The organism is Pseudoalteromonas piratica (genome assembly GCF_000788395.1).
Lineage (GTDB): Bacteria > Pseudomonadota > Gammaproteobacteria > Enterobacterales > Alteromonadaceae > Pseudoalteromonas > Pseudoalteromonas piratica.
This window is the reverse complement of record NZ_CP009889.1, coordinates 61,852-75,753: the sequence shown is the minus strand read 5'-3', so window position 1 is coordinate 75,753 and position 13,902 is coordinate 61,852. Positions and strand designations below refer to the sequence as shown.

General features: G+C 39.0%; 14 protein-coding genes. 11 read left to right on the top strand and 3 right to left on the bottom strand.

Annotated features, from left to right (window positions below; translation table 11 throughout):
- Window positions 1-52: 52 nt before the first annotated feature.
- From OM33_RS15135 to OM33_RS15120, 4 genes are all read left to right on the top strand, one after another.
- The gene (locus tag OM33_RS15135; RefSeq protein ID WP_234402765.1) at window positions 53-1,018 is read left to right on the top strand and encodes a FecCD family ABC transporter permease; all 966 of its coding nucleotides are present in this window, start codon (window positions 53-55) and stop codon (window positions 1,016-1,018) included.
- Window positions 1,018-1,797, top strand: coding sequence for an ATP-binding cassette domain-containing protein (locus OM33_RS15130; protein ID WP_040134745.1), 780 nt, complete (start codon window positions 1,018-1,020; stop codon window positions 1,795-1,797). The genes OM33_RS15135 and OM33_RS15130 overlap by 1 nt, the downstream gene beginning before the upstream one ends.
- A gap of 76 nt (window positions 1,798-1,873) precedes the next feature.
- Window positions 1,874-3,223: a class II 3-deoxy-7-phosphoheptulonate synthase gene (locus tag OM33_RS15125; RefSeq protein WP_199922591.1), complete on the top strand. Its 1,350-nt coding sequence runs from the start codon at window positions 1,874-1,876 to the stop codon at window positions 3,221-3,223.
- A gap of 255 nt (window positions 3,224-3,478) precedes the next feature.
- A complete protein-coding gene (locus OM33_RS15120; RefSeq protein ID WP_052141077.1) occupies window positions 3,479-4,168 on the top strand; it encodes a substrate-binding periplasmic protein in 690 nt (229 codons plus the stop codon).
- A 10-nt stretch (window positions 4,169-4,178) separates the two neighbouring features.
- Here the strand turns inward: OM33_RS15120 and OM33_RS15115 are convergent, their stop codons facing one another.
- Complete coding sequence (locus OM33_RS15115; RefSeq protein WP_040134739.1) at window positions 4,179-4,988, bottom strand: sterol desaturase family protein; 810 nt, start codon at window positions 4,986-4,988, stop codon at window positions 4,179-4,181.
- The gene (locus OM33_RS15110; protein WP_040134737.1) at window positions 4,975-5,403 is read right to left on the bottom strand and encodes an SRPBCC family protein; all 429 of its coding nucleotides are present in this window, start codon (window positions 5,401-5,403) and stop codon (window positions 4,975-4,977) included. The genes OM33_RS15115 and OM33_RS15110 overlap by 14 nt, the downstream gene beginning before the upstream one ends.
- Window positions 5,404-5,502: 99 nt before the next feature.
- Here OM33_RS15110 and OM33_RS15105 point away from each other — a divergent pair, with 99 nt between their 5' ends.
- Entirely contained in the window at window positions 5,503-6,468 is a 966-nt protein-coding gene (locus OM33_RS15105) for an AraC family transcriptional regulator (protein ID WP_199922590.1), read from the top strand.
- Between the two features lie 3 nt (window positions 6,469-6,471).
- Here OM33_RS15105 and OM33_RS15100 read toward each other — a convergent pair whose 3' ends face one another.
- A complete protein-coding gene (locus OM33_RS15100; protein ID WP_040134735.1) occupies window positions 6,472-7,173 on the bottom strand; it encodes a hypothetical protein in 702 nt (233 codons plus the stop codon).
- A gap of 154 nt (window positions 7,174-7,327) precedes the next feature.
- Between OM33_RS15100 and OM33_RS15095 the strand changes: the two genes are divergently transcribed.
- The 6 genes from OM33_RS15095 to OM33_RS15070 all read left to right on the top strand — a co-directional run bounded on the left by OM33_RS15095 (window position 7,328) and on the right by OM33_RS15070 (window position 13,897).
- Window positions 7,328-8,017 (top strand): ABC transporter ATP-binding protein, encoded by a 690-nt coding sequence (locus OM33_RS15095; RefSeq protein ID WP_040134733.1) that lies wholly within the window; start codon window positions 7,328-7,330, stop codon window positions 8,015-8,017.
- Window positions 8,008-10,488 carry an ABC transporter permease gene (locus OM33_RS15090; RefSeq protein ID WP_040134731.1) on the top strand — a complete coding sequence of 827 codons (2,481 nt, stop codon included), beginning with the start codon at window positions 8,008-8,010 and terminating at the stop codon, window positions 10,486-10,488. Before OM33_RS15095 ends, OM33_RS15090 begins: the two co-directional genes overlap by 10 nt.
- 132 nt (window positions 10,489-10,620) lie before the next feature.
- Window positions 10,621-11,124, top strand: a complete 504-nt coding sequence (locus OM33_RS15085; protein WP_040134729.1) for a flavodoxin family protein — start codon at window positions 10,621-10,623, stop codon at window positions 11,122-11,124.
- 10 nt (window positions 11,125-11,134) lie between these two features.
- Window positions 11,135-11,944 (top strand): arylamine N-acetyltransferase family protein, encoded by an 810-nt coding sequence (locus tag OM33_RS15080; RefSeq protein ID WP_040134728.1) that lies wholly within the window; start codon window positions 11,135-11,137, stop codon window positions 11,942-11,944.
- Window positions 11,945-12,073: 129 nt separating this feature from the next.
- A complete protein-coding gene (locus OM33_RS15075) occupies window positions 12,074-12,490 on the top strand; it encodes a VOC family protein (protein WP_040134727.1) in 417 nt (138 codons plus the stop codon).
- Window positions 12,491-12,592: 102 nt separating this feature from the next.
- On the top strand, window positions 12,593-13,897 hold the full coding sequence (locus OM33_RS15070) for an MFS transporter (RefSeq protein WP_040134725.1): 1,305 nt from the start codon (window positions 12,593-12,595) through the stop codon (window positions 13,895-13,897).
- Window positions 13,898-13,902 lie beyond the last annotated feature (5 nt).

Below are 13,902 nucleotides of genomic sequence, written 5' to 3'. Positions count from 1 at the left end.
TAAACGCACTATTACAAATTAGTTTTCATGTTAAATGAACAAACAGGCCATAATGACATATGGTGTGGGATTACTGGTTGTTTTATTAAGTCTTTTTGTTGGGCTTAATGGCGGTAAAAACATACTTCCTTGGCATCTAAATGAAATAGATAAAATGATCTTATTTGATTTGCGCATGCCGAAAATTATCACCGCAATCACCGTGGGCATTTGCTTAGCGATAGCGGGTCATCTCTTTCAATTGTTACTGGCAAACCCCCTTGCTGAGCCAAGCTTGCTTGGTATTTCGGGTATTGCATCGCTATCGGTTATTTTAGCTGCTGCGGGGTTAATTTCTGCGACGTTTGATTTTAGCGTTTTCTATATGTTTTTATTTGCACTGTGTGGTGCAGCACTTGCGATAAGTTTAATTTTTTTTATAGCTAAAAAATTAGGTAGCTACGCCAGTTTAGCGATAATTTTAGCGGGTATTTGCATTACTACGATCACTTCGGCGATTGCTAGTTGGTTCATCTACTACTCAAACAATGACCAATTACGTGTGTTTAGTGTATGGATGTTAGGAAGTTTCGAACATGTTACTGTGAAAAGTGCCTGTAGTATGCTGATAGCTACCTTAGCGATTGTGTGGTTTTTGAAACGCCGTAGTCGTTTGCTTAACTTTGTTTATCTAGGTGATCGCACTGCAAGGCTTCATGGCGTAAATGTAAAACGTTTACGTTTCGAGTGTTTATCGGTAGGGGCATTATTAACGGCGATTGCAGTCTCTTTAGGCGGTATAGTGGCATTTTTAGGTCTCTTAGTCCCCCATGCTTGTCGCATGATATTTGGTAATGATAATAAATATTTACTCCCCAAACTATGTTTAGTGGGGGCGGTTGTAATGGTCTTTATTGAATTTTTGTCGCGAGCGTTGATGAGCACTAACTTACCGCTTGCGCTTGTTAGTGCAACACTCGGTGGGCCACTGTTTATTTGGGTTTTGTTTAAACACTTTGCACATCGAGGGCAAATGTAATGGTGACAAACGACTACCTAAAGATTCGTCAGCTTAATTTTATACCTTACAGCGGTTTTATTATTAATATTGACAGGCTGCAATTACGCCCGGGATTCTATCATTTACTGGGCGCTAATGGTGCGGGTAAATCAACCTTACTTGATTGTTTGGCAGGCCTTTATGATGAAACTTATGATGCATTAACCATTGCAAATGAAGCTTATTCTTCTCTTTCTTTACAACAATTAGCGCGCCGCCGTGCGTATTTAACGCAACAACATCAAGCCCATTTTTCAATAACGGGTTATGAAATGTTAGCGATCTTTTTTGATAGTTCACCTAGCTATCTAAAAGAGGAGCTTTGCAATCATGAAGTTGTTAAGGGTTTAGAAGTTGCGGTTTTGCTTGATAAGCCACTGCAATTTTTATCTGGTGGAGAAAGGCAGCGCTGTTATTTATGTGCAGCCTTACTATCGTGCGATGAATCAATACGTCCTGAAACACAACTCTTATTATTGGACGAACCCTTTACCGGTTTAGATATAAAACATACTTTGTGGTTGGTGGATTATTTACAGAAAATTAGTGAGCAAATTTGTGTTTTATCTTCTCATCATGAGGTTAATTTTGCTCTTAAATCACAAAACCCTTGTTTATTAATGAAAAATGGTTCGCTAATAGGCGAATTTAAAGCAGGAAGGGATATTAAAATTGCGCATCTTGTCGATTGTTTTGGCCTCAATTCAACGCAAATAAGTTATGAAAATAATGCTTATTACCAAATATCATGGAACTAGACAAATTATCACTTGAAATTTAATCCTAGCCCTGTAAATTCGGAACTGAGGTTATATTGGAATGAGGAAAAATGTAGTGAAACCTTGGAGCCCGAATAGTTGGAGAGACTTCCCTATTCTACAACAGCCGAATTACAGAGACGCTGAACAATTATCAAACGTAGAAGCACAACTTAACTCTGCACCACCACTGGTGTTTGCAGAAGAGACTCGTAGCTTATTTAAATATCTTGAAAATGTATGTGAAGGTAAAGCTTTCTTACTACAAGGTGGTGACTGCGCAGAGAGCTTTTCTGAGTTTAATGCTGCAAGCATTCGCGATACGTTTAAAACGTTAATGCAAATGGCCGTTGTACTTACTTATGGTGGTAAGTGCCCTGTTGTTAAAATTGCACGTATGGCTGGTCAATATGCTAAGCCACGTTCGGCAGATTTAGAAACCATTGATGGTGTAAGTTTACCATCTTACCGTGGTGACATCGTAAACAGCTTTGAATTTACTGAAGAAGCGCGTATTCCGGATCCGCAGCGTTTAATGCAAGCGTATCACCACAGTGCATCAACGCTTAACTTGCTGCGTGCTTTTGCACAAGGCGGTCTAGCAGATTTACATCAAGTAAACCGCTGGAATATGAGTTTTGTTGCTGCTAACCCACTTAAAAACAAATACCAAGAATTAGCTGATCGTATTCAAGATGCACTGCAATTTATGGAAGTGTGCGGTATTACTTCAACTAATTCTGCCAATATTCGTGAAACTGAACTATTCACGTCACATGAAGCATTATTACTTGGCTACGAAGAAGCACTAACACGTCGCGACCATTTATCAGGTGACTGGTATGACTGTTCTGCGCATTTTGTATGGATTGGTGAACGTACACGTCAACTTGACCATGCACATATTGAATTCTTCCGTGGTATTAAGAACCCTATTGGTGTGAAAGTAGGTCCTGGTATGGATCCTGATGACCTGATCCGTTTAATTGACGCGGTTAACCCAGATAATATTCCGGGTCGCCTAACGTTAATTACGCGTATGGGTGCTGATGTATTACCTGAGAAACTGCCTGCACTTGTTCGTAAAGTACAGCAAGAAGGTCGTAAGGTAATTTGGAGCTCAGATCCAATGCACGGCAATACTGAAAAAGCGAGCAATGGCTATAAAACGCGTAGTTTTGATAACATCATGCGTGAAATCAGCCAGTTCTTTGCTGTTCATAAAGCTGAAGGATCATATCCTGGTGGTATTCACCTTGAAATGACAGGCCAACACGTTACAGAATGTACTGGTGGCGCATATGGCTTATGTGAAGAAGATTTAGCGCAACGTTATCGTACACAATGCGATCCACGCCTCAATGCTGACCAAGTACTTGAGCTTGGCTTCCTTGTGGCTGATTTGCTAAAAGATGCTCGTAAATAAGCATTAAATTAATGCTTGTTTTGAAGTTAAAAAGGCCTCTGTATGGGCCTTTTTTTGTGGCTAAATAAACATTTCGATAAAAGACAAGAATGATCGAATACGCTATAAAGTTCGTAAATTTGCTCAGTTTTCATCAAATGTTTTATATAACAGAATGATGAATTTGAACTAAAATACAGGTAGTTATTTTTAAACAAACTCGATTCTTATGTTTATTTTGGAGGTAATTTGATACGGGCTTTTTTGTTGCTTTTGATGTTACTAAGCTCACCCCTTACAGCAGATCAAAACAGCTTACGGTATAACTCTTCAGGTTCAAGTAACTGGATCCCTTATTACATGCAAGATAAGGCAACGCCAGGCATTCTTGGCGAGCTTATTCCTTTAATTTTAAAACAAGCAAACATTCCTGGCGTTGAAATTAAAATGCCGCCTAAGCGCACGAACCAAGCGCTGATAGACGGAGAGCTAGATTTTGATGCAGTATGTGCTGAATGGTTTCCCAATCAATATGTGGGGCCAGAATTTGTGTTATCCAAGCCATTATTTACGGTAAAAGAATACTTTGTTGGGTTAACCGATTCGAGCAAAACCGCCCATTTAGATCATTTTAATATTGGCACGGTGCTAGGTTATTACTATTACGATGATAATACCTTTAATCGCGTAGATTTCCGCTCAGAGCGAGAGCTGGTATTGGCGCTCAAAAAAGCCCGCGTATCACGCATTTTAATTGGCGACCTAACAGCAAGTTACTGGGCAAAAAAATATGATGTGGATCTGCAATTTCAAAAACTACACACTCAGGGGCTTCTGCGCATTCGTTTAAATAAACAAAAGCAGCATCTATTACCCCGTTTAAATGCTGCGATTGATGCGCTTTATGAGCAAGGTGTGATCAGCAAAATAGTTGATAAATACACCCGCCTGTATGGCAAAGATTAACTTTTCTTTGTTAATGGCTAGGATAGCCAAATAGCACGCTTAATTTCTCTTTTAGAGAGTTTGATTCTTTGAGCTTTTGCTTCATAACTGAGATCTGCTTAAAGTTGGTGCTCACAGGGTTATCTTTTGGCAGTTCGCCAATAATGCCATATTTGATGGTAATGGATTTATCTTCTGGCGCAAAAGTGCCAAATAACTTATCCCAAATTATTAACACGCCCGCATAATTTTTATCGATGTAGGGCTTATTTGTTGCGTGATGAATACAATGATGTGTTGGCGTATTAAATATGTTTTCAAACCAGCCTAAATTGCCGATGACCTGAGTGTGCACAAAAAACTGATAAGCTAAATTAATTGCCACAATGGCAAACACTAAACTTGGCGAGAAGCCAATTAAGATCATTGGTAACCAAAATAGCCACATACCCACAATCGGATACAATACACTTTGCCTAAAAGCGGTTGTAAAGTTCATATGTGTCGAACTATGGTGCACCACATGAGCAAGCCAAAACCAATGAATATTATGTGATGCTCGGTGAAACCAATAATAGAGAAAATCTTGTAAAACAAAGCCTATAAGCAAAGATATTGCTGTGAGCTTTATATCAAACAATGCAAATTGATGAAGCCAGTTAAACATAGGCATGAGTAACAGCAAAATTATTGCATCAGATCCTTGGTGCAAAAGCGCAAGTGCGGTGTTGTTAATGCTGTCTTTTATATCGTAATGTTTACGTGCCTTGATAAACTCTAAAGCCACACAAATAATAAAAATTGGGCTCAACCCCAATAGAATTAGCTCAACGGGGATCATACATAGCTCCTAATTTATTTAAGCAATTGCGAATGTCGTTAGAAAGTAATTTGCGTAAGAGAAAACGCGGTAAATACCAAGGGGATTGGCATTCAATAGTATAATTGACTGTTGTGGCGTCATTTTGGGCCAGAAAAGATATAACCCCTAAATGATTCTTTACCGGAAAATTATTTAATACGCGATAGCGAATTTCGTGATTGTTTGCGGTAACAATTTCTTCCAAAAACGACACGCCAAGAATAGATACTTGCCTGATACAGCCTTTACCACCTTTAGGTTCATTAAGGTTTTGCTCTTTCACCACTTCAAACTTGGCATTAAACAATTGATCTAAATTGGGATGATCAATCAACTTAGTAAAAATTTGATCTGGCGTTGCCTTTATTGTTTTTTGATAATTAACTGAAATCATAACATTGCTGTTTATTTACGACTTTTAGCAGCTTAATTTGACTTTGCATCTTTATCTTGCGGTAATACGACATGATTTTTGTTATTTTGCGACAATGATATGGCCTCAGTTTCGATTGCATATTTACAAAGTGTTTCGAGTTATCTAAATGAGCTCGACATTACTACGCCACCAGCAGCCAGTTATGTTGAAAATGCCGGGCGTATAGCAATGGAAGACTACATTAACTTACTTAATTTAGGTGCTGAGTTGAGTGCGCTAAGCTTATTTGGTTTTGAGTTAGGCAAGCGTATTCAGGCAAAAGATTATGGGGTACTCGGGTATCTTGTTGAAAGTTGTGAAAACCTCTCACAAGCGATTGATGCTCTGATCCGCTTTGACTCACTGGTGGCCGATATTGGCGAAACACATGTTCACCCTCTAGAAAATCAAGTAAAGCTTGATTGGGTTCCCAAAAGCACCAACAGTAAACAAATGGTGCTGAGAAATACTACGGCATGGATTGCAACGGTGCGAAAAATTTTAGGTGAAACATATAAACCTGACGAAATCACTTTTGCATTTGATCTAACGCCTGATGAGTTAACGATCCTGCGTGATTGGTTTCGCTGTAACGTGATCATCCGCGCAACAACGAACAGTATTATTTTTTCAAAAGCGTTACTGTCAATCCCCTTTACAAGCGAAAATAAAGCGATGTTTAGGGCATTAATTGAAGTAACAGAGAGCGAGCTACAAGCACGCAATGCGCACAGCAATATTAAAGAGCAAGTAACCTTGTTGCTAAAAGCGAAAGCGAGTTTACGCCAATGTGATCAAACTCGGATCGCGGCGGCACTTTTTATTAGTCCAAGAACACTTCAGCGTAAATTGAAGCAACAAGGCACCTCATTTATAGAGTTATTAACCTTAGAGCGTCAGTCGCGAGTCGATTTTTTACTAACTCAATATAGTATTGCTGAAACAGCGCTTGAGTTAGGCTTTCAAGAACAATCTTCATTTACTCATGCCTTTAAAAAGTGGCGTGGTATTACGCCACTTAGACATCAGCAGTCGTTGCGCTAAAGATTAAGGGTGTAATTGCTGATAATGAGAAAAAGTGTCTTTTGAACGTTCGTCTATTTTGGTAAAAAAGGCAAATGTGCCTTTCATCGTCATTGTGTTGTGCTTAGGCAAAATGCTTATGTCGCGTTTAATAAATGCCAGTTGAATATTGAAGTCGGTAATTTTGGCGCTAAACATCGGTGAGAATGTGGCTGTATTTGCAATTTCAATTAACTCTATGTATTTGCTTCCTTTATTATATGAAAGCTTCCCGACGAGTTGGTTACTTGCTTTTTTACCTAACTTTTTTAAATTCACATCAAAATTTAAATAAAGATAATCGTTATCTTCATTTTGAAAACTAAGCGACTCTTGGTTGATTAATTCGCGTAATTGTATTGAGATATTAACGCCTTCTTTTTGCTTTTCTTTCTTTTGTAAAAACGCTTTTTGCTGTGCTTCGCTCGGTATTTTTTCATTGGTTTTCAGCAAATGCCATGTTTTGCTATTGGCATTAAATTGCTCGAGGCTGGTGGTGATATCGCCTTCTTCATTTTCATAGCGCGCTACTTGATATGACCACTGTTCTCTCGGTGTTTGTTCAAATTGGGTAATCGCGTCATTTATTAATACTTGGTAATTAGTGCGTTCGGTTGTTGAATGTGCCGTGGCATTTACTTTTATAGTGGATAAGGTAATAACCGCAATTAGTAGTTTTCTAAACATAACAAGTCTCAAAGTTTTGTGATTTTACAGATACGCTAGCAAACACCATGTGAAAGCTTTGTGAAGAGGATTTTTATGTTTTAAATCGTCTTCACATCTATTTCACATCTGCCCCTTTAAGCTGGTCTCACATTCTATTTTTGTGAGCCAAATTATGAATAACTACATTGAGCTAAAAAATTTAAGTCAGTCATTTAAAACAAATGATGAAAAAATCACGCTTTTTGAATCGTTAAATATGACGATTCAACAAGGAAGATCTTACGCTATCACAGGTCCCTCTGGAGCTGGTAAGTCAAGCTTGTTGATGTTGGCATCTGGACTCGAAATCCCCTCTAGTGGTGCTGTGAAGTATGTTGAGAATGATAAGCGCATCTCATTAGATGCCATCAGAGAGCAGGTGGGGTTTATCTTTCAGCAATTTCATTTACTGCCCGAGCTCACCGCACTTAACAATGTTGCTTTGCCATTAAAGTTACGAGGCGATAAACAAGCAATGAGAAAAGCTGCCCATTGGCTTGAAAAAGTTGGGTTAAGTCATCGCAAAGATCACAAACCCAGTCAGTTAAGTGGTGGTGAACAACAACGTGTTGCAATTGCGCGAGCATTAGTATTTGAACCAAAATTTATTTTTGCCGATGAACCAACGGGCAACTTAGATCCTAAAAGCGCACAAGAGGTTGCGACACACCTAGTTAATTGCTGCAAAGAAAACAATGCAAGCTTAATAATAGTAACCCACAGTCTCGAGTTAGCAGGGTATGCAGAGCATGTGTATCATTTAGCAAACGGCACATTATCGAAAGTCTCTTTAGAACAGCAGGAGGCTGTGGCATGTTACTAACAAACTTAAAATTGGCTTGGCAATTTTATTGGCAAGACTACAAGAGTAACCACCAGCGTTTATTGCGTTGGGTCTACAGTTTATTGTTGTTGTTTATTATTACCTTAACGCTGACAAGTAATAGCATTCAAAACTATTTAGAACAAAATCTAAATGGCTTATTAGGCGCTGATGTAGTGATAACACAAAAACAAGCGCTCAATCACGATCAGTTTAGTGACATCAATACACTTTCAGAAAATGTTGTCGTCACGCAACAAATTACAACCACGCTTACCCACAATGGTCATTATCAACAAGCTCAACTAAAAGCGGTTGGCAATGATTATCCACTGCAAGGTGAGCTTATCAGCTCACCATCATTACAAACAGAGGGTGAAGTTAGCGAAAATGGCCCAGAGCCGGGCACTATTTGGCTTGATGCGCGTTTGCTTGCCAGTCTGACGATTTCACCAGGTGAATTGCTGACAATTGGCAGTCATACTTTTAGGGTCGAGCGTGTGTTGCTTCACGAACCTGATCGATTAATGGAAGGTCATTCTGTTGCAATGCGAGCGATGATAAATCAACACGATTTAACCGCGCTTAATTTTGCTGATGACTTAGTACAGTATCGCTATTTAATCGCTGCGAATACCCAGCAACGCAATGCTTTAATGACATGGCATAAAACACACTTACCCGCGGCTCAGATCTTTCACAAACAAGGCAAGCATCCGCTGGCACGTTTTTGGCAACGTACTGAAAATTTTATGGGCCTTGCCTCGATTATCTTATTTTTTATGGCGGCAATCGCGATAGAACAGTTAGCGCAAGTGCAAACCCGAAAAGAGCGTTACTTTAGTGCGCTTTGTATGAGTTTAGGCGCAAGTAAAGCAAGCTGTATTCAGATTTCGCTGTTTAAATGGTGTATAGGTGTTGGTGTATTATTGCCTGTTGTGATGATATTGGCGATGGTTGGTCATTATTGTTTAGTTCAGTTTTTAAATGACACATTCAGTAACTTAACTTGGCAGTGGCAATTTCTACCAGCATTTAAATCAGCGTCTGCTGTGATGATTATCTTTGCTATATTTCAAGCGCCCGTGTGGTTTGCACTGTTTAAAAATAGTGTGGCAGAGCAGTTTATAGGACATAGTAATGACGTAAATACAGGGCTCAGTAAAGTAGCAAGTGCTTTAGTACTGTTTAGTGTGGCTTATATCTATTCGGATAATGTATTACTGACCACCATGATGCTAATAGCAGTGCTTTCTACCGTTTGTATAATGTTATTAATGAGTTGGTCAGGTTTAACTTTGGGTGAAAAAGCCACCTCTCAGTTTTCGGGCTTAATACCCTTTTCGTTATTTATGATGAAACAACGCCTGGTAAGTAAAAGTACCCAAATATTAGGCGTTGGCCTGTGTGCATTTTTATTACTCTTTACCCTGATGTTATTACGCGACCTTGGTCAAACAATGTCGATGTATCAACGCCAGCACGACGGCAATGTATTTATCTCACAGGCCAGTAACAAGCAAATGAGTTTTATTGAAGGCTGGGCAGCTAAAGAAGGCATTAAAGTACGCCAAGTTAAGCCCTATCTAAATGCAAAACTCACCCATATAAATGGATTATCGCTCGATGAATTTACCGATAAACCCAGTGATAGTTTAGCAACGTTTAGCCGTGCTATTCGCCTTCACTGGAGTGAAGCAATACCTAGTAATAATCACTTAGAAAGTGGCGAATGGTGGCAAGCTAATACGAAGAACTGGCAACAAGTATCCATTGAGCAAGAAGTGATGACAGATTTAGGGCTTAAGCTTGGTGATACACTGACATTTTATATTAATCAGCAAGCGTATCCCTTTACGATCACAGCAAGTCATGCATTTAAACCAGGAGCAGGCTCTATTACCTTTTGGGTACAAATGCCACCTTTGGCAACCCAGTTTATTGATGCCCCGCATTACACTATGGCCAGCATTGAACTTGCTGAAAACCAATGGCAGTTACTTGCCCCGCTGTGGCAGCAGTTTCCTACGTTACGCATGGTGAGTTTAAAAGAAATTACCGCACGTTTTGATAAAACGCTGGTAATGGTAACGCAAGTTATTACAGGTTTTGCTGTTATGATTGCACTCTTAGCCTTGGTGGTGATTATTGCTTCTATTAAAGCCGTTGAGCCAAAAGAGCAGAAGAAAAATAGCATTATTTTAAGCTTTGGCTTTACCCGAAAAACCTGTTTGCAGTTAAACATAATTGAGTGGTTAGTCACCGCATTTATCACGGCGGCAGGTGCGATTATCGGCACTTATTTAGCGGGACAACTTATTTATAAGTCGCAATTTTCACTTAACTATGTACCTAATTTTACTTGGCTCGGCATCACGTTAATTTGTATCTTAATGGTTATCACTGGGATCGGTGTTTTTGTCAGTAGAAAGCACTTAAATAGCTCAATTCGCTCACTGCTTGCTGAGTAACATGTGTTTGTAAGAGTTCATTAGGCACTCTTAGATAAATAGAGTGCCTTTAAATTTTTTTAAAATAATCCTTTACCTCAACCATGGTTGAGCTTTTAAAGTGCATGGAAATTTTAAAAAGGACTGCCAAACATGACAAAGTTAGTTTTATTTTCAAGTGCAAATAAGCAAGGTAATACCGCGCAATTAATTGAGGAAGTTGCAAAACATCATAGTTTAGAGGTGATTGATATTGATGCCCTAACAATTACCCCTTACAACTATCAAAATAATTACCCAACAGATGATTTTTACCCGTTAGTTGAGAAAATATTGGCTGCAGATAAGCTTATTTTTGCTTCACCAGTTTATTGGCACGCACCAACAGCAACAATAAAAGCTTTGATTGACCGCATTACTGAACTCACCGATGTAAAGAGACTTAAACCTAAAGCACGTTCTCTTGCACATAAGCCGGCATTTGTACTGGCAACCTCGGCAAGTGATGAGCTATGCCCTATTTTTAATGGCTTTTTTGAAAAAGTGTTTAACTATTTTGATATTCAGTATTCGGCACATTTACATGCGAATTGCCGAGAAGGATTTAATATTGAAAGTAACGCGTTGTCGCAATTTAATGAAGCTTTAAACAAATAGGAGGTAAGTGATGGAACAACTAGTCGAAAAATATTTAACCCAGTTAAACATCAATACAACGCTAACTGGGCTGTCACTTATCAGCCATATTAAAGCGCAGCATATTGCCACCTTACCATTTAGCAGCTGCAATGTGATTTTAAATGCTAACTTATCACTTGATGCAGAAGCCTTATTTGAGCGCGTAGTTTTTAACAGAACTGGCGGATACTGTTTTGAACATAACAAAGTGATGTATCTGGTATTAAAATATTTAGGTTTCTCTGTAAAACCCTTAATTGCGCGAGTTTTACTTGACGGAAAAGAAGATAATGGTCGTTTACACCGAGTGACTTTATTAACGTTTGAAGGTGAACAATACCTCATTGATGTCGGGTTTGGTGCAATGAACCCACGCTTTATTGTACCGCTAAAAAATGGCGATATTGATACTATCAACGGGCGCTATACGGTTATAGAAATGGATAATAACCACTATCGGCTTGAGTATACGTCTGCAAATACGCAGCCTATTACCTTGTACCGTTTTGATTTAGCTGAATTTACTGAAATGGATTGCAATATAGGCCACTTTTATAGCTCACAATTCGCAGGCGCAGCATTTGTTAATAACCTGGTGGTATCACGGGTTATGGAAAACGAACGGGTGCTGATACGCAATCGCGAAGTCACTTTTTTTGATGATGCTGAAAAGGAACAAATAGTTTATCCCATTACGTCAGTACAGCAATTGCATTCATTATTAGTTGAACACTGCTTACTTGATATAGCGTTTTCTGATGCTGAAACACTTTACACATTTATAAATCGAGAGCGATAGAACCATGTGGTTTTAGCGTTGTAATATTTCAAAAGCGGCTTAGGCCGCTTTTGTTGTTTTAACGATTAAATTGTTAGTCAGCGTATTTAATATCTAGAATATTAGTTTTCAAAATCGTTTAGGATTTCTATGAAACAGAATATTGTACACGTTGCGCTTGTCGTTAAAGATTATGATGAAGCAATTGATTTTTATGTTAATAAATTAAAATTTGAGCTGTTAGAAGACAGTTATCAGGCTGAGCAAGATAAACGCTGGGTGGTCGTGGCTCCGCCAAATTCACATGGTGTGGCCTTGTTACTTGCTAAAGCATCTAAACCAGAGCAAGCGCCATTTATTGGTAATCAAGCAGGTGGTAGGGTGTTTTTATTTTTAAATACCGATGACTTTTGGCGTGACTATGAACATATGAAAGCAATTGGTATTCACTTTATTCGTGAACCGAAAGAGCAGCCATATGGTACCGTAGCAGTATTTGAAGATTTATATGGTAATCGTTGGGATCTGTTGCAGCTAAATCCAGATCATCCAATGGCAAATAGGTAGTAAAGGGGCTTTACACTTATTTTGCCGCCTGATCGCTTACTGTAAATACAGCGTAGTGTAATTTGTCTCTGATTCAAAAATCGTGCTACTTAAAAAGGATTTATGCCTAATACTTCAAAACTTACTGACAAACTTCATGCTCGACTCAACACAAATAAACACCTTGAATGCAGTGAACTAAGTGATAGCGCCTGCAATGTGCAGCGGGGCAATTATCTGCTGCTTTTAATGGCCTCAATGTTTAGCAAAATTGCTGATGCACTTACGAGTGCAAAAGTGGTTTTACCGTGGATGATGGCCACTACTGGTGCGCCTGTTTTTCTTACTTCGCTCTTAGTTCCAATACGCGAATCTGGTGCTATGTTGCCGCAAATTATTCTTGGCGCGTATATTCGTGGTTTTACTACTCGTAAACACTTTTTAATTTATGGCGCATTGCTACAAAGTTTGGTTGTTTTTGCTTTGTTGTATGTTGCGCTTAATTTTACTGGTAGCAGTGCTGGTATCGCCATTGTCTCTTTAACAGTACTATTTAGTTTATTCCGCGCGATTTCATCTATCGCCAACAAAGATGTGCTAGGCAAAACCATTGATAAGAGTAAACGTGGTACTTTGTCAGGAACCGCAGCAAGTATGGCGGGTGCGGTCAGTATTGCGCTTGGTGCTTTTTTATATTTTCGTGATAGCAAATTTGGCGGAGTAGATATACTACTGTCATTGGGAGCGTGTTGCTTCTTATTAAGTGCACTTAGCTTTGGTTTCATCAAAGAGTTTGCTGAAAGCAAAAAGGAGCAAACCGACACAAAGGCAATTGTTAAACGTAATTTGCAGCTGATAACCGATGATCCGCAGTTTTTGCGTTTTGTGATAGTTAGAAGCTTAATGATTAGCTCAGGTCTTGCTGCACCTTATTTCGTATTGCAGGCGCAAGCAAATCAAACTTCTAACCTTGTTTCACTTGCTAGTTTGGTTGTTCTAGGTGGGGTAGCGAGTTTTATCAGTGGTCGAATTTGGGGCAAACTTGCTGATAAAAACAGTAAACGCCTTATGACCTTCACAGCCTTAATAAATAGTATGATTTGTGGACTTGCTGCGATTTTTATCTGGCTAAATGAAAGTAACAGTGTGTATTACTTAATGCTCTTTTTTACACTATTGATCGTACACGAAGGGGTCCGACAAGGACGCAAAACCTACCTCGTGGATATGGCAAAAGGCAATCAGCGCACAGATTATGTCTCGGTTAGTAATAGCTTCATTGGGGTCGTATTACTGGTTATTGGTTTAATTTCAGGTGTTATTGCTCAGTATTCGCTGGTGGCTGTAATGGCTTGTTTCACTCTGTTTAGTTTTCTGGCTTTTTTGTTGAGCTTTACGCTTAACAATGTTTCTAAAATAGGGGATTGAACAAA

Coding starts and splice junctions, on each gene's coding strand:
- OM33_RS15080 (WP_040134728.1), top strand. CDS start 11,135: ATGGAACAACTAGTCGAAAAATATTTAACCCAGTTAAACATCAATACA.
- OM33_RS15135 (WP_234402765.1), top strand. CDS start 53: ATGACATATGGTGTGGGATTACTGGTTGTTTTATTAAGTCTTTTTGTT.
- OM33_RS15085 (WP_040134729.1), top strand. CDS start 10,621: ATGACAAAGTTAGTTTTATTTTCAAGTGCAAATAAGCAAGGTAATACC.
- OM33_RS15075 (WP_040134727.1), top strand. CDS start 12,074: ATGAAACAGAATATTGTACACGTTGCGCTTGTCGTTAAAGATTATGAT.
- OM33_RS15095 (WP_040134733.1), top strand. CDS start 7,328: ATGAATAACTACATTGAGCTAAAAAATTTAAGTCAGTCATTTAAAACA.
- OM33_RS15130 (WP_040134745.1), top strand. CDS start 1,018: ATGGTGACAAACGACTACCTAAAGATTCGTCAGCTTAATTTTATACCT.
- OM33_RS15090 (WP_040134731.1), top strand. CDS start 8,008: ATGTTACTAACAAACTTAAAATTGGCTTGGCAATTTTATTGGCAAGAC.
- OM33_RS15120 (WP_052141077.1), top strand. CDS start 3,479: ATGTTACTAAGCTCACCCCTTACAGCAGATCAAAACAGCTTACGGTAT.
- OM33_RS15070 (WP_040134725.1), top strand. CDS start 12,593: ATGCCTAATACTTCAAAACTTACTGACAAACTTCATGCTCGACTCAAC.
- OM33_RS15100 (WP_040134735.1), bottom strand. CDS start 7,173: ATGTTTAGAAAACTACTAATTGCGGTTATTACCTTATCCACTATAAAA.
- OM33_RS15115 (WP_040134739.1), bottom strand. CDS start 4,988: ATGATCCCCGTTGAGCTAATTCTATTGGGGTTGAGCCCAATTTTTATT.
- OM33_RS15110 (WP_040134737.1), bottom strand. CDS start 5,403: ATGATTTCAGTTAATTATCAAAAAACAATAAAGGCAACGCCAGATCAA.
- OM33_RS15105 (WP_199922590.1), top strand. CDS start 5,503: ATGGCCTCAGTTTCGATTGCATATTTACAAAGTGTTTCGAGTTATCTA.